At 55.3% G+C, this 17,858-nt stretch carries 15 protein-coding genes; 6 read left to right on the top strand and 9 right to left on the bottom strand.

What is annotated here, in order from left to right; translation table 11 throughout:
* Nucleotides 1-7 precede the first annotated feature (7 nt).
* Both KUF73_RS11245 and KUF73_RS11240 read left to right on the top strand, forming a co-directional pair.
* Nucleotides 8-1,267 (top strand): hypothetical protein, encoded by a 1,260-nt coding sequence (locus KUF73_RS11245; RefSeq protein WP_218438112.1) that lies wholly within the window; start codon nucleotides 8-10, stop codon nucleotides 1,265-1,267.
* A 161-nt stretch (nucleotides 1,268-1,428) separates the two neighbouring features.
* A complete protein-coding gene (locus KUF73_RS11240) occupies nucleotides 1,429-2,592 on the top strand; it encodes a reverse transcriptase family protein (RefSeq protein WP_218438111.1) in 1,164 nt (387 codons plus the stop codon).
* A gap of 183 nt (nucleotides 2,593-2,775) precedes the next feature.
* On the opposite strand, the gene KUF73_RS11235 is transcribed toward KUF73_RS11240, so the two are convergent.
* Nucleotides 2,776-3,648, bottom strand: coding sequence for a DNA-binding protein (locus KUF73_RS11235; protein WP_218438110.1), 873 nt, complete (start codon nucleotides 3,646-3,648; stop codon nucleotides 2,776-2,778).
* 78 nt (nucleotides 3,649-3,726) lie between these two features.
* On the opposite strand from KUF73_RS11235, the gene KUF73_RS11230 reads away from it, so the two are divergent.
* Nucleotides 3,727-4,818 carry a site-specific integrase gene (locus KUF73_RS11230; protein ID WP_218438109.1) on the top strand — a complete coding sequence of 364 codons (1,092 nt, stop codon included), beginning with the start codon at nucleotides 3,727-3,729 and terminating at the stop codon, nucleotides 4,816-4,818.
* 134 nt (nucleotides 4,819-4,952) lie between these two features.
* Here the strand turns inward: KUF73_RS11230 and KUF73_RS11225 are convergent, their stop codons facing one another.
* Nucleotides 4,953-5,228 (bottom strand): helix-turn-helix domain-containing protein, encoded by a 276-nt coding sequence (locus tag KUF73_RS11225; protein ID WP_218438108.1) that lies wholly within the window; start codon nucleotides 5,226-5,228, stop codon nucleotides 4,953-4,955.
* Nucleotides 5,229-5,318: 90 nt separating this feature from the next.
* Between KUF73_RS11225 and KUF73_RS11220 the strand changes: the two genes are divergently transcribed.
* Complete coding sequence (locus KUF73_RS11220; protein WP_218438107.1) at nucleotides 5,319-5,735, top strand: hypothetical protein; 417 nt, start codon at nucleotides 5,319-5,321, stop codon at nucleotides 5,733-5,735.
* Nucleotides 5,736-5,742: 7 nt separating this feature from the next.
* Here the strand turns inward: KUF73_RS11220 and KUF73_RS11215 are convergent, their stop codons facing one another.
* The 6 genes from KUF73_RS11215 to KUF73_RS11195 all read right to left on the bottom strand — a co-directional run bounded on the left by KUF73_RS11215 (nucleotide 5,743) and on the right by KUF73_RS11195 (nucleotide 13,615).
* The gene (locus tag KUF73_RS11215) at nucleotides 5,743-7,194 is read right to left on the bottom strand and encodes a hypothetical protein (RefSeq protein ID WP_218438106.1); all 1,452 of its coding nucleotides are present in this window, start codon (nucleotides 7,192-7,194) and stop codon (nucleotides 5,743-5,745) included.
* Nucleotides 7,195-8,166 carry an ATP-binding protein gene (locus KUF73_RS11210; RefSeq protein ID WP_218438105.1) on the bottom strand — a complete coding sequence of 324 codons (972 nt, stop codon included), beginning with the start codon at nucleotides 8,164-8,166 and terminating at the stop codon, nucleotides 7,195-7,197.
* Nucleotides 8,163-9,155 (bottom strand): hypothetical protein, encoded by a 993-nt coding sequence (locus KUF73_RS31355; RefSeq protein WP_256345569.1) that lies wholly within the window; start codon nucleotides 9,153-9,155, stop codon nucleotides 8,163-8,165. The genes KUF73_RS11210 and KUF73_RS31355 overlap by 4 nt, the downstream gene beginning before the upstream one ends.
* A complete protein-coding gene (locus KUF73_RS31350; protein ID WP_256345568.1) occupies nucleotides 9,140-10,171 on the bottom strand; it encodes a hypothetical protein in 1,032 nt (343 codons plus the stop codon). The genes KUF73_RS31355 and KUF73_RS31350 overlap by 16 nt, the downstream gene beginning before the upstream one ends.
* Nucleotides 10,168-10,785: a hypothetical protein gene (locus tag KUF73_RS11200; protein WP_218438104.1), complete on the bottom strand. Its 618-nt coding sequence runs from the start codon at nucleotides 10,783-10,785 to the stop codon at nucleotides 10,168-10,170. The genes KUF73_RS31350 and KUF73_RS11200 overlap by 4 nt, the downstream gene beginning before the upstream one ends.
* A gap of 1,486 nt (nucleotides 10,786-12,271) precedes the next feature.
* Nucleotides 12,272-13,615 carry an MFS transporter gene (locus tag KUF73_RS11195; protein ID WP_218438103.1) on the bottom strand — a complete coding sequence of 448 codons (1,344 nt, stop codon included), beginning with the start codon at nucleotides 13,613-13,615 and terminating at the stop codon, nucleotides 12,272-12,274.
* 301 nt (nucleotides 13,616-13,916) lie between these two features.
* Between KUF73_RS11195 and KUF73_RS11190 the strand changes: the two genes are divergently transcribed.
* Nucleotides 13,917-15,350, top strand: coding sequence for an aldehyde dehydrogenase (locus KUF73_RS11190; RefSeq protein WP_218438102.1), 1,434 nt, complete (start codon nucleotides 13,917-13,919; stop codon nucleotides 15,348-15,350).
* A 61-nt stretch (nucleotides 15,351-15,411) separates the two neighbouring features.
* Here KUF73_RS11190 and KUF73_RS11185 read toward each other — a convergent pair whose 3' ends face one another.
* Nucleotides 15,412-16,692 carry an OprD family porin gene (locus tag KUF73_RS11185; protein ID WP_256345566.1) on the bottom strand — a complete coding sequence of 427 codons (1,281 nt, stop codon included), beginning with the start codon at nucleotides 16,690-16,692 and terminating at the stop codon, nucleotides 15,412-15,414.
* 224 nt (nucleotides 16,693-16,916) lie between these two features.
* On the opposite strand from KUF73_RS11185, the gene gcvA reads away from it, so the two are divergent.
* Nucleotides 16,917-17,822, top strand: a complete 906-nt coding sequence (gcvA, locus tag KUF73_RS11180; protein WP_218438101.1) for a transcriptional regulator GcvA — start codon at nucleotides 16,917-16,919, stop codon at nucleotides 17,820-17,822.
* Nucleotides 17,823-17,858 lie beyond the last annotated feature (36 nt).

Genomic DNA, 17,858 nt, shown 5'->3' with positions numbered 1-17,858 from the left:
ACAGGCTATGCAGCAGGTTAGTCAGAAGGAAAAAGCCAAGCTCTGGCTCTCACAGTTCGACCAAGGGCCGAATGACCGCGCGCTCGCCGAGAAGCTGCTCAACTCAGTGAACTACTGCCCGTTGAATGAGTTCAAGGACAGCATGGTCAAACTCACGCGCAAGGTATTGCCACTCAAACAACCTTCCGCGCTATTCATCGAGCGTGAGCTCCAACCCACCAAAGCCAAGCTCCCGCCCCCGCTGTACAAGGAAATGAAAACCTACAGTAAGCGATCGAAGAAAAAGCACATCAGGGCTTACGGAGCTGCCATCCAAGCGGTCAAGTCAATCAAGTACAAAACTCAGGATATTGGCAGTGAAGCGCTGACTGCCTGGATAGCAAATACCCTGTGCCGTCAGAACGATGTGCGCTTTCTCTTGCAGCCCACCGCTGACAACATTAGAAACTCGAAAGTCAGAAATTTCGTCGTGCTCACAGACTTCATCGGCAGCGGTGATCGGGCCCGGAAAATCTTGGATGCGATGTGGGGCGTGGCCTCCATCAGGAGCTGGTATTCGGGCAAATTCGTCAAATTCTGGGTCTTGGCTTACAGCGGGACGGAGCAAGGCATAATCAATGTCCGCAGCCACAGATTTGCGCCTCAAGTGCATGTGGTCACTGACTGCCCCACCATCTTCAACAGCTTTGATGAAGACAAGGACGAAATAATCGCCCTGTGTAAGGTGTACGGCGCTCATAGCGATAATCCGCTGGGATATCAAGGCGCAGCAGCACTCCTGGCTTTCGAGCATGGTGCGCCGAACAACATGCCGGCAATCTTCGTGTCTGAGAAGAACCGTGGTGCCAAACGCTGGGCACCTCTTTTCCCCAAGCGAGTGACCGAGTACTACTGGCGATCCACCGACGTCGACATGGCTCCCGTCATTACCAACGCACTCGAAGCACTGAGACTGCCCGAAATCCAAGGCGCACCGAGTTTTCGGCGTGCAAGCAACACGCTCAAATTAGCCGTGATAACTCTCCTCGCGTTCTCGCAGAAGAAAAGGCGAGCAACGGATCTACGGCGGCTGCTCCCGCTATCACTGGACACGTTGCTGCTTGCGAAAGATCGAGCCGTCAAACGGGACTGGATTACGGTAGAGGGGGCCCTCACGCTAGCGGGCCGAAAACAGATAAGAACGTTGCGACGGCAAGGAGCCAAATTTTTTGTAGCCCCCGACCCCTTCGCTCCGTATCATCCGGAGCAACTGAGGGGTCCGCAGTAGCGGAATCTAGTATCCCGCACGCTGTGCGGGACGTTTAGGGAGCAAACTCTGCTTTCCGTTGGAACGATCTCACGCTGACAGGAGGTTAAGAGCCTTAAAATGACGCTATCGATGTCTGGCTATTTTAAGGCTCTCATCCGCCAGGCGGAATCTAAAGGTAGATGAAACGCTGGAGCCCTCAGCCCTATTTAAAAGCAGGACGTGCCGCAGGCATTCCTGAGGACGTTCTGCAGAACGCGGTGAAGATCGCCGCTGAAATGCATGATGATTGTCCCCCTGTCTTCTCCCTTAAGCACCTGGCCAACCTGACAGGCGTTCCTTACCCCTTTCTGCACAGAACCATTGGCAGAACGTACCAGACAGAAGCCTACACCGTGTTCCGGCTACAAAAGGCCAACGCGGGCCACAGCCCTGATCGCTTCCGATACATCTGCGCCCCAAGTCCTGAGCTGCTCCGAGCTCAGCGATGGATCAACAAGCACATCCTGTCGAACCTCACGCCTCACCATGCGAGCTATGCCTATGATGAGCGCAACGGCGTTTTGGAAGCGGCTAGCGTCCACTGCCAGGCAACTTGGTTGATTAAACTCGACCTCACCAATTTCTTCGAGTCCATCTTGGAGCCACAGGTTTTTAAGCTTTTCAGGTCAATTGGGTACCAGCCGCTTGTGGCTTTTGAGTTGTCGAGACTCTGCACTCGCACTCGCGTCAGCGGTAATCCAGACAGCAAGTTCTGGCGCGGGGAGCTCTCGGCGAACTTGCCATATAAAGACTCCAGGATCGGCCATCTACCTCAAGGTGCTGCAACCTCGCCCAAGATTGCCAACCTGGTCATGCGATCGCTCGACGAACAGCTCTACGACTTCGCCTCAAGAAATGAGCTCATCTACACTCGGTACGCGGACGACCTGATTTTCTCTTCAAGGCAGCCTTTCGATCGAGCCTTAGCCTCCACCCATATTCAGGCCGTCAACCAGGTGCTGCGTGCCGCGGGGTACTGGCTAAACCGTGCCAAAACCAAAGTCGTCACCCCTGGGACAAGAAAGGTAGTGCTGGGTTTGCTGGTGGATGGCCCTGTACCGAGACTCACGAAAGCCTACAAGAAGTATGTCAGTGACCACCTCTATTACCTGTCACATCCGGAGATCAGCGCCGAGGCCCATGCAGCGCGCAAAGGGTTCAACTCGCTTCAGGGGCTGATCAACCATGTCAGCGGCAAGATCGCCTACGGCATCAGCATCGAACCGCGGTGGGGGGCTGAGCACGGACAGAAGCTCAAGCAAATTTGCGATAGGTTACTTGTTGATCATGTTGTGTTTCCGTGATGCCGGATGGCGTGGGTTGGCTGAACAAGCCACGGTACTGCTACCTCAGGTCGATGCAAGAAGATCCACCGCATTGAAACGACCATGAACAACTCGTCCACGAAATCGTCATCCTCAAGGGCTCATCGGCTAGCCAGCCGTTGAAGCTTAGGCGCCTTATGCTGAAGATTTAGCCTGGCGTGCTTACTTCGCTGGCTCGGGCTTGGGCTTTTTCCTCACGCGTGTCTTGCGTTCGCTGACCGGCGATGAGCGCAGTTGCGCTAACTGTTGCTCCAGCGTGTCTCCCCGTGCCTGTTGAGCAGCGCCGTTTTGCTGTGCTTGACCCAGCGCGGCCTGAACTCCTTCAATCCTCTGCTGCAACTGCTCAAGTTGGTTACCTGCCTCCTTTACTTGGGCAGCCCAGTGCTTGCCCTCCTCCCGGGCGCGATCTATCTCGCGGTGCGCACGGTCCTCGACCCCGCGAAGGTAGCTCTCCTGCGCCACGCGGTCTTGCTCGGCCTTGAGTCGCAACGCCTGCAGTTCCCCCTGCAGTGTTTTGCTGTGCAGCAGCGCTTCACCGCGTTCACGCAGCAGACTTTCACGCTGCTGCTGCAGGTCCTCGATCTGCGTCTGGCGTTGCGCCAGCATCTGTTCCAGATCAGCCAGGCGCGACTCGGCCGCCTGGCGTCCCGCCACGGCCTCCGCCGCCTGCTGGCGAAACTGCACCGCCTCCAGACGCGCCTGGTCCTCGACTGCCGCCACCCGTTCGCGCTCGCCGGCCAGCGCTTGGCGTTGTTCGCCCAGCGTTTGTTCGACGACACCTTGCGCCAGATGAATCGCCTGCTGCCACACCGCAACAAAGGCCAGCGACAACTCACCAGGCAACGCTGGCAGGCGGGTCTCGCCATTCAGGCGTTCGGCCAGGCGCGACCACCACTGATCCAGCAGGCTGCCGACTCGCGCCGGGCTGCCCCGGCCGAGTTGCAGGCGCACCCGTTCCACCGTCGGCCGTTCACCCCGCGCCAACACCGCGTCCGCCGCGGCAAACACCTCGTGTTCCGGCACTCCTACTGCCATGGCTGATCTCCGCGTATATTAGGTCTGATAATGAAAGATTATCCGACGTTATTTTCTGAATACTGGAATTATCATACGTTGAACGTATTAAATATTACAGACCAACTACTCTTGGTCGACGAAACCCCGCTGGACCCGCACTTTCTGGCGCTTAGCGCCCAGCAAGCCGCCGCGGCGTTTATCGCGGCCGGCACCGCAGCCAACACCGTGCGCAGCTACCGCAGCGCCCTCGCCTACTGGTCGGCCTGGCTGCAGCTGCGTTACGGCCAGGCGCTGGGCGATGCGCCGCTACCGACTACGGTCGCCGTGCAGTTTGTCCTCGATCACCTGGCGCGGCCGCTGGCCGACGGCGGCTGGGTCCACCTGCTGCCGCCGTCAATCGACGCGGCACTGGTCGCCGCCCGAGTCAAGAGCCGGTTGGGGCCGCTGGCGTTCAACACGGTCAGTCACCGTCTGGCGGTGCTGGGTAAATGGCACCGGCTCAACGAGTGGGACAGTCCGACCGAGGCGCCGGCGCTGAAGACCCTGTTACGCGAGGCGCGCAAAGCCCAGTCGCGCCAGGGCGTGAACGTGCGCAAGAAAACCGCGATCGTGCTCGAGCCACTGCAGGCGCTGCTCGCCACCTGCGACGACGACGGCGTGCGCGGGGTGCGGGATCGCGCCCTGCTCTTGCTGGCCTGGAGCGGTGGCGGTCGCCGGCGCTCGGAAGTGGTCGGCCTGCAAGTCGGTGATGTGCGCCAACTGGATGCCGACACCTGGCTGTATGCCTTGGGTACGACCAAAACCGACACTGGCGGCGTGCGTCGCGAGAAGCCGCTGCGCGGCCCGGCCGCCACCGCGCTGACCGCCTGGCTGGCGGCGGCACCGGCCGATTCCGGCCCGCTGTTTCGTCGCCTATATAAAGGCAACACCGTGGGTCGCACGGGACTGTCGGCGGACCAGGTGGCGCGTATCGTTCAGCGTCGTGCCAAGCTCGCGGGGCTAGACGGGGACTGGGCGGCACACAGCCTGCGCTCGGGCTTCGTCACCGAGGCCGGCCGCCAGGGCGTGCCGTTGGGCGAAGTGATGGCCATGACCGAACACCGCAGCGTGACCACGGTGATGGGCTACTTCCAGGCGGGGACTCTGCTGCACAGCCGAGTCACAGACCTCCTCGGCCCGAAAACCTGACCAAGCACACCAAAGCGCACTAGGGATGAAATGATAAGCCGGATCGGCAAGCGCACCGCTGAGGGCTATGCCGCCTGTACTCTAGTATGGCTAGCGAGGCCAGCCGCTCAGTGAGGCGGCGACTTCTGGGCGCTTCATGGCGCTCCGGTAAGCTCCGCCCTGATCCTTTCCAGGATCACGTCAAGGCTCTCGCCTGACTGGAGAATATAGCCTTCGACGAGGATGCTCAGCGGATGGACATCCATTGTCTGAGCGATGGCCGTGAGCTTGTTCACGGTCACCGCCCTGATGCCCCTTTCCAGGGAGCTGATGTAGGTTCGGCTGCTGATCGCGCCAAAGTCCTCCTGGGTAAAGCCCCTTCTTAGTCGAGCGTTCTTCAGTGCTTGCCCGAGGGCATTGTTAAGTTCCATTTGCGCAGCCTGCAAAGGGAACGATGAGGCGACATTGAACACTAAAGGACTACAATCTATAGTGTTCATTTTATGCGGGGGGTGGTCTGAATGTTTATGACTCATCCAGGCGCTGAGCTACACGGCAGGCTGCAATTCGGAGATGGAACTAAACAATGGGCGATCATCGAACAGCAGTTATCGATACCTTGGCTATACGTTTGCATCACACAAACTGACCACTGCTACGACTATCGGCGGATGTTGTTGGTATCGTGCGTTGAACATTTTGCGAAACTGCTGGAGGACCTACCCCAGAACGCGAGCGTGACGGGGGTTATGAGCGTTCTGCCCAATCGCGATGGTATGGGTCTTTGGTCGATGGTTCAGGTAGACCGCATCGACGCCCATGCCAAAGACGGCATGCCCGTGGCGACCGTCACGCTCGCCAACGGTGAAGCGTATGAAGAAGTCGGGGGCGCCAACCTCCTCGGGGCCAACTGCAATCCGCTGTACCGGGCGAGCTGAAAGCCGGTCACCCCGCAGCAACAAACGGCGACGGACGCCCTATCTTGATGTGATCACCATACCAAAAGCGTAGAAAGGTCGCCGGCTCGGGTACGTAGCACCAGAACTCAACTGTCTCATGCGCGCGAAAGTTGCTCTGGTCGCTGACGCGCAACCTCATGCCGCATCGCTTGTCCGTACAGCGGGACAGCAACGCGGGGCAAGCGTGCCAGCAGGTCAGATCGGAACTCAGCCGAGAACCAGCACCAATGACGCTGATAGCTTCCGCACCTAACACAAGTGAGCTGCTGCCCGACAGCTCAACTGAAAAACGATCCAAATCTAGATTGCAGGCCGTGCACATGAGTTCGATGCCGGCCCAAATTGCGTAGAAGTGCGTTATCCAGAGTGTCATGGTCTGACGAGGCGTGGACGGACGGTCATGCCAGTTCGGCGCAACAAGATTGATCCCTTCCTCCTCTACGAATCGATAGCGCAACGCGGCACGCCATGCCAAAAAGGCCGCGGAAACCGTACAGGCGCATTGGCAATCGAGGCCATGCCGACCCCGCGCAGAAAGGCTCGACAGATACCTGTAGCAGCTCGCATGTGGTCTCACGTAGGCGTTGTACAGGTAACGACGGACGCACCGGTACAACAGGAAGACTTGCCGCGCACTGAAGTCAAAACCAGCAGCCTCTTGGGCGCTGTAAGTCGCCCAGGTCATTTCGTATCGGGGAATCGGAATCAGGTTGATGGCATTGGGGGCGGGAAAGCCTCCCACTGCGGTAACTGCTGAATTGAGACCGATGTTGATCAACCGCTCTTCTTCGTCACTGTTCCCGCCTTTCACCTTGGTAGCATGGAGCGAAGAAATTGCATAGTTGACCAAGGGGTCCTGCATCGCTCCCGCAGCATCGAGCCATGCTTCTATCCTCGCGCCCAACTCCGCATACTTACGTCTCTGGTCCGGGGTGGCACAAATCAAGCGAACGGATCCAGCGGAGTCGAACAAAAAGTGACCGCAGCGCATCTTGGTGCTGAAGCCGTCCGGCGCATGGGTGACAACCAGTCCACGTACGATGGCGTTGCTGCAGCGTGAGCAAGGCTCAAGCAGCTCGTTATGCCAAGGACACCGTTTTACTATCTGGAGAAAAAAGAAGACCGAGTGATAACCGACGGCCACACATTTTGCGCAGTGCCGGATGCATACCGGGGACATCCGCGGAGTGCACTCCACCAGGTTGTCGATAAAGGCTCGTCTGATTGCTGGATATGGCAGGGACAGCGCCGCCGCCAGTTTCGCGTCGTCAACATCACAGGCTCTCCAATACTGGGAGGGATAGCTGGGCTGTTGGGTTCGGAACAGCCCGCTGAGCAATTGCAGGGGCGATGCAAGGTTCAAGGCGCTCGCTTTAAGGAGAATCCCCCAAGACGACTCAAAAGGAATGTGGTTGAATCGCCCATATGTGAGTTTCATCTACTCGCTACTTGGAGCTTGTTGCATGAAGGACACGAACTCAGCAATCAGGCTGGAATCCACGGCCTCCTTGACGATCCCCTCGGTGAGCTTGAACTCTGAGCAGTCCATGTGGCGGGACCTGATCAAGATACGTTCGATCACACGGAACATGTGTTCCATGGGTAACGCGCCGGGGCCACTCTCCCCTGCCACGCTCATCAGCCCAGACCAGATCAGCTTGTTGTACTGGACAAGGCGGAAACTTGCCGCGAAGGCCTTGGGCAAGAAGAAGTTTGTGTAACTGCAGCCAGAGTCCAGCGGAAACTCTTTATTCGCATCATACTCATTGAGCATGGATTCGAAATCGGCTTCGGACATGCAGCCGTTGAACCGAATCGGCTCACACAAAAACCGGGCGACCAAGTTGGTGGCTCCCAAACCAAAGAAAAAATGTCGTTTTTGGAGTATTTCTTCCTGGCCGAACCCCAGCGTCGTCATGCTGATGCCGTGCATTTCCAGACGGTTATGAATGACCAGCAGTTCATTCCAGCTGTCTGTCGACAGCAATTGGTTTTCGTCAATGATAATTACAAAATGACCGCCGCCCCGGGACTCCACCTCGGCACGCACATGGACAATAAATTTTTCCATCAAGGCGCTGTACGACTCTTTTGGATTTTTGAACAGGCCTACTTCCACGACCAAGTCCCGGATCAGCTTGGCCGACTTATTCCCATCCGCGGTGTGATACAGAAAGTACTTCTTGGGGAATTCGGCCGCCAGCAGATCCCTAATGATTCTGGCACACCTGGTTTTGCCCATTCTCGGCTTCGCGTACAGAAAAGTGCCCGTATGCCTCGAAAAGACCCGCTCGCGAAAAATCGAATATGCTTTGGCGATCATCGGAGTAATCAATGTATAGAGAGTGCTCACAACCGGATGGTTCTCTAGGTAAAGCTCCCGGTCAAAACCATTGTTGGTAGTATTCATTCTTTAAACCTCCTCTGCTTGAGCAATGCGTTCAGATCAGGAACCTTTTTGCCAATGATCAATGTGTCCGAAAACTCCAACGGTTTTCCCTCGATAGCCGGCAGAGGGGCGGGGCGGGGTCCGGCAACTACCAACGGCACTCCCCCTTCACTCGCTACCCGTTTTGCCTCGGTTACCGCGTCGGCCGAAATAACAACGGACTTCTTGCTCTTTGAGGCACTTAGGTAAGCCAGGTAAACCAGAACCGGGTCTTGCTCGAGACTGACCTGCAGCGTCCTGTCCGCCATTTTTGAGTTGATGGCTTTACGGGTTCGCATATCGTGCTTGGTATCAGCCCATTTCCCTAACGCAACCAGGTTGCCAAGCAAAAAGCCTTCCATTGTGAATGCCGTTACGAACCTCAAGTCGTTCTCATTAATATGGAGGACAATTTTTTTCCCAATCATGGGCCATGCGTCGTACAAGTAGTTGGAGGTGTAATGAACCCTCAAAAACTGAACATACGGATGACGTCCGTTTTTTGTGTTACCGCGAACAGTGACGATTTTCTTCAGTTGCAATATCGTAACTCCTCTATCACTAGCGTCAGGTAGTGTTCTTACCAAAAAATGATGCCGGTTCTGTTCCAGCTTTTGCCGGATAAAATCCAATGGCGACAGAAAGAACAACCCTTCACTGATCCTCGCATTGTGCTGCGCGATCTCAACGTCAAGAAGGTGCAGCAGGTGTTCCGCAAGTACTGGAGCCTGTGTGGCATACTCTTCGCAATTATCTGCACGCCCGTTGTTCGGGCCGTGTCCGGTTGTGCTTAAAAGCCGGCAGAACACATTGTTGGAGAGCAGGCCAAACAAGTGCTCTACATATGGTCGCCTTTCAAAGTGCCCTGGAGGGCCGAGCGTCCAAAAATAGCCCAGCTCCTTTCTGGCGGCATTCGTCACTTTTTCAGATAGATGCGCCAACGCCCCATCAAACTTTACGACTGTGAACAAGGCACCTTTACATTCTTGAATGACTTCATTTGGTAATCCGCTACCTTCGGGATATATAGTCCTTCAATAACTGGCTCTGGCCTGGACTGTCCCACTATCGAATAGCGCATGACATCGATCACGTCGGTGGCAGAGACCTCACTTCTGAAAACACACTTGTAAGCCAAGACGGCTTCGGATGCGCACTCACACATGAGGACAACCCATATCCGGTTAATTCTCTTGGCGACGTAGGTGCCGTTTGGAGCCTTCATCAGCACCGAGGAATGGCTGTCAAATTTGTACCCGTCGATCTCAACGGCATCGAAGGGCTCGGTATAGATCAACCCGGGCCTCGGCCCTTTTCCGACTGCCATGTGGGCCTTCGCCTCGCGCTCGCCCTCTTTGCGCACCACGCGACTGAAGTTACCCTCCCTAACATTTCTGATGTGTTCGCATACTGAACGCTGCCCCAACCATTTGGTATTAAATGGCCACTCAGGTTCTTGAATATCGAACTCTTCGAGTAGGGAAAGGAAAAATCTATGCAATGTCTTTGGTTTGATTGCGTATTCGTTTTCAGACTCAGGATCTACATGAGAGAGAATTTTCCGGTTGAACCGCTTCTCCAGTTCCGGGTATTTGTCAAATACCATGCCCAATGCGCCTGCATGACCGCCTTGCGCTTCCGAAAGTTTTGGGGCCACCGATTTGGTTCTGCCGTAGTTTTTTATGTGCAAGTATGGCAACAGCGCGCGACACCCCCACCACATGCCATCCGGCGCCGACTGCAGACAGCGTGCGGCATAGTAGTTTATGCACTGCCTGTTTATGCCCGTTGCGGCGACGATGTCCTTAATGGGCACTCCCTCGCAATAGAGTTTCATTGCTAGAGACTTTATCTGAAAATCCTCTAACTCAACTTCCGTCAGCCCAATCAGCTCTGGCTTTTGCCAGTCATGAAAGGTTCCAAACGCTATCGCCCTTTTGCTTAAGGATCCGACCCAGTTGTTAGCCTCAACGTCTTTATTGGTCATGTTCGGCACTTCCATTGGGTATAGCGACCGAATGAAGACTCTCTCGTTAGATCAATCTCTATGAGTCCGGCGATGAAATGGCGGACCAAGACACCGCATATTATGGGTGGGGCGATAAGCGGGGCGTTTCTAAGCACAGCCTGAACATCTCCAGCTCCCAGTGATACTTCAATTGCACGCACGGCATTTGAAGCTGCCGTACATGCAGATCCCCTGATCGCCGCTGCATATGCCATCGCTTTCATGGCCTTGATAGCCAAAGGTGCCTTTGCCAGAAGCTGTCTCCGTGAAATACGAATGGGGTGTCCCTCTTCGCTGCCTGAAGGTTCGTCCAGATCCGAAAAAACCACTTCAGACACACTTCCTGAATGTTTTTTCACCAGAAAATCGAAGCCATCCCCGCCTTCAGACTGGCTAAATTCTACTACGTCTAAATTAGTCTCCAGGAACACTACCCAGTAAATTAGAGCGCTGTCAGACGGCAGTACCAAATCTCTATTCAGCTTGACGCTATACACGTACCAAAGGTTGCTACTTCCATGTCCGCGCGCTCGCGCTTCCTGCAGAATCCTTCTTCTGTGCTCTTGCTTGAGAGAATGCTTGCCCGCGTTCATACACCCGCCTCCGGCTGTCCACGCTTAAATCTAACGTGAAATTTTTATTTCGCTATATCAATTTATAATATGAACACCTCAACTAATTGCCGAGCAGCCCAGACGTTAAAATCATCGCGCGACACTCCTAAAAGTTGCCAAGCTAATATTTTGCTTGCTGTTTATGCGTACGTGATTAGTATCCTCTCAAGCACATCAATCGCGACAAGCACAATACGCGTACGTGTAATGCATTAATATCACCACCATATTTAAATGGTGTTGATCTGACACTTTCAGCCATCCAAGCTAAAGCAAATGGCCAAAACAAGCGATTTGACCACACGAAGCGCTTTCGACGGGTGAGCATTTGATTTATATGACATTCCAAAGCTGTTCCGCCATCTGCGTATAACGGCGCGAGGAGGCATGAGCGTAATACTTGTCCAAGCCAAGTTGGTTTCGCTTCCGCTATAGCATGACCGCAGCTTCGAAAAAAAATTTGTTCCGGCGCTCTCTTGGAAAAGCAATCAGTTCTCAAGATTGAACTAATTGTTTTTCCCAATGCATCGTGCGCTGGTTCAAAACAGTGTCATCTCTTTGTATTTATTGGTAATATTATGTAAGGAAATGTCAATAATTTACTTCTGAGCACTACTTAAAAATGGAAAAGGCATTTAAACTTGGAAAACTCTTAAAAATCATTGTCTTGTGGATCGCCACACGCTAGGAATTCAGAGTATTTTGGGAATTTAACGTGAAAAGTTATTTAAATGCGAAACGACAAAGTCGTGCTTCGCTCCTCAAAAATCAGCACTGAGCCGATACTTCTAAGTTTAGCTTCTCTGCTAGGTGTTTCCACCTCGGCAGTTTTGAGAAGTCATCATGGGAAAAATGTGAGGTTGTCGTGTAAACCAAGCATGGCATTTCTTACGTCACAAACCCGTCTTGAAGCACGCCCCTCTATGAAATCTACAGCGTTCAACATGGAGTTGGTGCGTAGATTTCAGGAGGTTCCAATCGCTGGCTGATTTATATGCAGGTGCGCAAGGTTTGCCAGAAAACTCCTTGCGCTTGGCGCGCTGATCTCCGATTCCTCTCCAATGTAAGCAGGAAGGCTTGGTTAATGGCATTGTTCATCATGACGAACCACAAACTTTACGTAATTCTCATGCAAAATTGCGGCTGTTCGAGAGGAACACTTGCTGTGCGCATCCTCTGCTACAGATTTATGCTTCAAATTCGGCGCAAGCAGGCGAAACGATCATCGACTTCTTTTTTTGTATCACTACTTCGCGAAAGCAGCGGTCACACTAACGCATGCCGCTAACTCATTGATAATTCAACTAAACGTCTATTTAGTTGAGCTAAGTTTGGATTGGCTTTAATCGCATTAAATTGTGCAACAACCAAAACCGCGCTCACCCTCTATATCCATCACTGAAATTACAAAACGCCCGACGCGGTGCATCGGGCGTTTGATTGAAACCGGTGTAACACTAAATAATCAGCGCAGTGGCAGGCCCTTGGTTTCTGGCATGCGCAGATAGACGACGGCACTGATGGCGCTGATCACCGCCAGGTAGATCCAGAACAGGTGCCCATATCCCCAACCGGCCATCGAGGCCATAAGATACGGCGCGGTTCCACCAAACAACGTCACAGACAATGCGTACGGCAAGGCGATTCCGGTCACGCGAACCTCAGCCGGGAATTGTTCCGCCATTGTCACTGCAGAGGCCGCGCCGAAGCCTGTCATGATGATCATGGAAATGGTTTGCAGGATGGTCACTTCCGTCAGGCTGATGCCAGCATGCAACAGTCCGAAACTTGGCCACGCCCAAAGCACCGATGCGACTGCGAATGCAATCAGTACCGGCCGGCGACCGACACGGTCGGCCAGTTTCCCGGCAAAGGGCAGCAGCACCAGTGACACCCCTACCGAGATCACGCCTGCCAGCAACGTGTCACGGATCGACATCCCGGTGATCAGGTGGACCTGCGAGGGATAGCTCACCATCCATACATAGTTCAGCAAATTACCGGCCATGGCGATGCCGATCACCCGCATCGCATCTTTCCTGTGGCTGAAGAACAGTTCACGCAGAGGCCGTTTTTTGACGTTACTCGCGGCGCTCGCCTTGAAGATTTCAGTCTCGCGCACCGATAGGCGGATCCACAGCGCGATCAGTCCCATCAGGGCGGCAATGATGAAGGCAACGCGCCAACCCCAGTCGTTCAACGCAGCGTCACTGCCCAGCGATGCCAGACCAAAACCCAGCAGGAACGAGACCATGGTCCCGGCATTGATCGCGAACCATTGCCACGAACCAGCAAATGCGCGGCGGTGTGCAGGTGCCGACTCGATCAAGAACGCGGAAGCGGAGCCGAATTCACCGCCAGCGGAAAACCCTTGAACCAGGCGCGCGAAGACCAGAATGATCGGCGCGGCAATTCCGATGCTGTCATAGTTGGGGCAAAGGCCGATGACCAGCGAAGCCAGCGACATCAGCAGAATAGACAGCGTCAAGCCTTTCTTGCGACCGTAGCGGTCGGCTACCTGACCGAGAACCGCACCACCGATAGGCCGCATGATGAAACCGACGGCAAAGATCGCCAATACCGACAGCAAGCTGGTAATACCATCCCCCGCCGGGAAGAACTGGCGGGCAAGGATGGAAGAAAACGTGGCGTAAATCACCCAGTCGGTATATTCGACGATGGTGCCAAGCGTTGCGGCGACAATGGCCTTTTTTTCAGCATAGGTCAGTTGTCGGCCTTGAACATTCTCCCTGGCGCCTGAGGCAGACTCCGGTGCCAGTGCACTCATTAAACTATTGTCGTTGTTCATTTCTACGGCTCCCGTGGGCGCTATTATTATTGACCTTTAGTCGCGGCCTTGTTGCGAGTTAATACTGCTATTTACCCACCCCCCGGTGAACCGACATTTACGCCCTGTACCCTTGACTAAATCTCAATGCATAGGCGTCTATTGAATATTTCAGGTTATTTGAAGACGTTTGATATTTGCTCAATCGCCAATGTCATAAAACTCAGTTGAGCAATAAGAGGCCGCTGGATGTAATAGGAATTCGTAAAGGAGTTTTAAACAATAAAGGCGAGCCTCACTGCAGTTTTAGAGGAGACACACAATGTTTGTAAAAGTTAACAGCTTCGTCGATGGCCGTTCCCTGGCGCCGGCTGATGGGCAGTATGTCGACAAAATCGATCCGCGCACCGGCGCCAAGATCAGTGAAGTCGCCAACAGCGGACCGAAGGATGTGGCTCTGGCAATCGAGTCGGCAGCCTCGGCGCTGCAAGGCTGGCGCGACATGCGCCCCGCCGAACGTGGGCGCATCCTCAATGAATTCGGGCGCATCATCCGTCAAAGCGAAAATACGCTGGGCGCGCTGGAAAAGGCCGATACCGGTAAACCCGGCAGCGAGATGGCGGCGCTGATGGACCTGACCGCCCAGTACTTCGAATTTTATGGTGGCATCGTCAACGTCATGGACGGGGACGTCATCAACCAAGGTCCTGACTATCACATTTATACACGCCGTGATCCGTTTGGCGTGATTGGCGTCATCCTGCCCTGGAACGCCCCGCTCCATCAGGCTGCGCGCGCTATCGCACCCGCCCTCGCTACCGGTAATACCGTGGTGGCCAAACCCTCCGAACACACCTCTGCCTCACTGGTGGAGCTGGCGCGTATTGCCGTGCTGGCGGGAGTCCCTGCCGGTGTCTTCAACGTCATTGTGGGTAAAGGCAGCGTGATCGGCCCCGCCATGGCGCACAACCCGCACATCCGCAAAATCTCCTTTACTGGCGGCCTGCGCGCGGGTCAGGAACTGGGGCACATCGCCGCTGACCGCATCCTGCCACTGACCCTCGAACTGGGCGGCAAGTCCGCCAACATCGTTTTCGACGACGCCGACCTCGATGCCGCCGCCAAAGGCTCGACCAAGGCATTTACCTGGAACAGTGGCCAATGGTGCGCGGCAGGCACGCGGTTGCTGGTCCAGGAAAGCATCCATGACCGCTTCGTCGACAAGCTGATTTCCGAGGTGGGTGCCTTGCGCGTCGGCCCGGAGGATGACTCGACGTCCGGGCCGATTACCACCCACGCGCAATTCGAGAAGATCCAAAGCTACTTCGCCATCGCCGAGCGCGAGGGGCTCAAGCCGGCCATCGGCGGCAAGGTGGCCACGCGAGCAGGCTATGAGAATGGCTGGTACATCGAACCGACGGTCTACAGCGGTGTGACCAACGATATGACCCTGGCGCGCGAGGAGATCTTTGGGCCTATCGTCTGCGTCATTCCCTTCAAGGACGAAGCCGATGCGTTGCGGATTGCCAACGACAGCGAATTCGGCCTCGGTGCCGGCATCTGGAGCCGTGACATCGGCCGGGTGCATCGGGTTGCCGCGCAACTGGAGGCTGGCCGGATTGTCGTCAACGAGTACAGTGGCGGTTTCGTCCAGACGCCTTGTGGTGGTTTCAAGCAAAGTGGCTACGGTCGAGAGCAAGGTATCGACGCCCTCTCCCACTATACCCAGCTCAAGTCCGTGATCATTCGCCTTTAAGTCCTTTCCACACAAAAAACAAAAGGGCGCAGCCATTGGCTGTGCCCTTTTCGTTAACTATTTACCAGATCGCCAGGGAGTAGCTGACAATCAACCTGTTCTCGTCGATATCGCTGGCAAAGTTGCTGCGCGTGCTGGCGTTCTTCCATTTCACGGCAAGGTTTTTCAATGCACCACTCTGAATGACATACGCCAATTCCGTGTCCCGCTCCCACTCCTTTCCAGCCTGAGCCCGGTTGTGCACAGTCACCTCGTCACCCGACAGATAGCGGGTCATGAAGGTCAGGCCAGGAATGCCAAGCGCCGTGAAGTTGTAGTCGTAGCGTAGCTGCCAGGAACGCTCATCCTGATTGCCGAAATCATTGATCTGCACCAGGTTGATCAAATAAGCGTCGGTGCCATTGAGGTTGGCGAAACCGGTGGCCCCGCTCATACGTTGATAGCCAAGGCCTACCGAATGCCCGATCGCGCTGTAGGTAAACATTGCGCCCAGGGCGGAGTTTTCGACGTTGCTGCCGCCCTCATCGAGGCTGCGCGCCCAGCGGATATCGGACGTGAGCGATTGTCGCTCGGTGAGCGCCAGCTTGTGGCTCAACGTCAGGTAATGTTGGCGGTAGATGCCGTCCAAGGCGCCATAGTGGTAAGCCGTATTCAACGTCGGCGTCCAGCGATAGGTCACGCCGGCGAAGTCGAAGCGCTCACTGCTTGCCTGCCGACCAACCCTGATATTGCGTGCGGCGCCGTTGAAGACCGTCATGGGCTCATTGTCGGTTGAGTTGCGCAGATTGATCCGGTCTAGTCGCCCGAGATCGAAGGTCGTGTTGCTCAACTCGACACTGTTGAGCCAGGCACCACGAAAAGTCTGTGGCAACAAGCGCGTATCGTTGTACATCGCCACCGGCAGTTTGGGCATCAGGGTGCCGGCTTTCAGCGTGCTTTGCGCCACGCGTAACTTGGCGGTCAGCCCCAGCTTGCTGTATTCATCCTGGGCCCGGCCGTCACGGTCGGTAACGAGCAACCCCGTGCCGGTCCTGGATGGACTGGAGTCCAACTTGACGCCGAGCATGCCCAACGCATCCAGGCCAACGCCGATCGCTCCGGGGGTAAAGCCGGACTCATAGCGCAGGACAAAACCCTGTGCCCACTCCTCTGCCTTGCTTTGCGCCGCACCTGATTGGCGAAAGTCGCGATTGAAGTAGTAGTTGCGTAAATCAATGCTGGCTTTGCTGTCGGCGATGAAGTCCGCATATGCCGGCGAATGCACAGTGCTGACTGCGCCGCACAATGCCAGTCCTGAGGCTCGTTGAATATGCTTGCGATGGCGCGTTCTAGCGATCTTCATAGATGGATCTCTTATTGTTGTCGGGAGCTGCAACACGACCAGATGGCGCGTGCGCGCCGATCGTAGAAATCGCAGACCCCGGACGACAATCGATTAAAACGAGCGCCCACCTTGAGCTTTTATCAAGCGTTCACTTTATTGTTGGGATGCACCGGGCAATTAAATACACTCCGCGTCCTCGTTTTTTCCAATACAGTAACTTCCAACAACAAGAGATGACTTCCATGGACCGACTGCCGCCACTGAATGCCATCCGCGCCTTTGAGTCCGTAGCGCGTCATTTGAGCATCACCCATGCTGCCGATGAGTTGAATGTCACGCCGGGTGCGGTGAGTCGGCAGATCCGCGCGCTCGAGGAGTTTCTCGGACTCGACCTGTTTGTCCGGGGGCACCGGCAAATCACCTTGACCCATTCCGGCGAACAATATTTCCGTGCGGTGGCCAGGATGGTCGAAGACTTGCGCGGCGCCACGAAGAAACTCATGTCGCCGCCCTTGCGTCGGCAAATCAAGGTGCGTGCCTACACCACGTTTGCCATGCAATGGTTGATACCCAGGCTGGCCAGCTTTCACGCCGAACATCCCAAGATCGAGGTGTTGTTGACCGCATCGCTTGAGCCGGTCGACTTTTACAAGGAAGACATCGATGCCGCGATCCGTCTTGGTTCCGGCGAATGGCCCAATTGCAATTGTTACGTGTTGAGCGACAACCGCCTTGCACCAGTCTGCAGCCCTTCGCTTTTGCAACACGGCCCGGGCCTGAACACACCCGCCGACATCGCGCAGTACACCATGCTGCATTCGATCGCCAGACCCGAGGACTGGCGCTACTGGCTGGAGGCAAGTGGTGTGAGCCGAGACGTCGATGCGCTTGCCGGCATGTCATATCAGAGTTCTTCGATGGTCTATGCCGCTGCCGTCGGAGGCCAGGGCATTGCCATGGCGCAGTTGTTCCTGGTCGAGAAAGAGCTACGGGACGGCACCCTGATCAGGCCTTTCGAGCAAATCGTCGACATGGGCGTGTACACCTATTATCTGCTCACGCCCAAGCACCGCGAAGAAAGCGATGACACGCGGGTTTTTCGCGAGTGGATCCTCGAACAGGCACATTTGACCCGTGAAAGCGCTTGAGTTTTTGTCAACCAAAACGGGCCAATAACTCCTTTG

The organism is Pseudomonas sp. PD9R, assembly GCF_019200975.1.
In the GTDB taxonomy this organism is placed as follows: Bacteria; Pseudomonadota; Gammaproteobacteria; order Pseudomonadales; family Pseudomonadaceae; genus Aquipseudomonas.
Note: the sequence above shows the minus strand (reverse complement) of the source record. Positions and strands in the feature narration are given on the sequence as shown.

What these genes read in the sequence shown, in the direction of transcription:
- KUF73_RS11245 (WP_218438112.1), top strand. Translation starts at nt 8, where the DNA reads ATGCAGCAGGTTAGTCAGAAGGAAAAAGCCAAGCTCTGGCTCTCACAG.
- KUF73_RS11240 (WP_218438111.1), top strand. Translation starts at nt 1,429, where the DNA reads ATGAAACGCTGGAGCCCTCAGCCCTATTTAAAAGCAGGACGTGCCGCA.
- KUF73_RS11235 (WP_218438110.1), bottom strand. Translation starts at nt 3,648, where the DNA reads ATGGCAGTAGGAGTGCCGGAACACGAGGTGTTTGCCGCGGCGGACGCG.
- KUF73_RS11225 (WP_218438108.1), bottom strand. Translation starts at nt 5,228, where the DNA reads ATGGAACTTAACAATGCCCTCGGGCAAGCACTGAAGAACGCTCGACTA.
- KUF73_RS11220 (WP_218438107.1), top strand. Translation starts at nt 5,319, where the DNA reads ATGTTTATGACTCATCCAGGCGCTGAGCTACACGGCAGGCTGCAATTC.
- KUF73_RS11215 (WP_218438106.1), bottom strand. Translation starts at nt 7,194, where the DNA reads ATGAAACTCACATATGGGCGATTCAACCACATTCCTTTTGAGTCGTCT.
- KUF73_RS11210 (WP_218438105.1), bottom strand. Translation starts at nt 8,166, where the DNA reads ATGAATACTACCAACAATGGTTTTGACCGGGAGCTTTACCTAGAGAAC.
- KUF73_RS31350 (WP_256345568.1), bottom strand. Translation starts at nt 10,171, where the DNA reads ATGACCAATAAAGACGTTGAGGCTAACAACTGGGTCGGATCCTTAAGC.
- KUF73_RS11200 (WP_218438104.1), bottom strand. Translation starts at nt 10,785, where the DNA reads ATGAACGCGGGCAAGCATTCTCTCAAGCAAGAGCACAGAAGAAGGATT.
- KUF73_RS11195 (WP_218438103.1), bottom strand. Translation starts at nt 13,615, where the DNA reads ATGAACAACGACAATAGTTTAATGAGTGCACTGGCACCGGAGTCTGCC.
- KUF73_RS11190 (WP_218438102.1), top strand. Translation starts at nt 13,917, where the DNA reads ATGTTTGTAAAAGTTAACAGCTTCGTCGATGGCCGTTCCCTGGCGCCG.
- KUF73_RS11185 (WP_256345566.1), bottom strand. Translation starts at nt 16,692, where the DNA reads ATGAAGATCGCTAGAACGCGCCATCGCAAGCATATTCAACGAGCCTCA.
- gcvA (WP_218438101.1), top strand. Translation starts at nt 16,917, where the DNA reads ATGGACCGACTGCCGCCACTGAATGCCATCCGCGCCTTTGAGTCCGTA.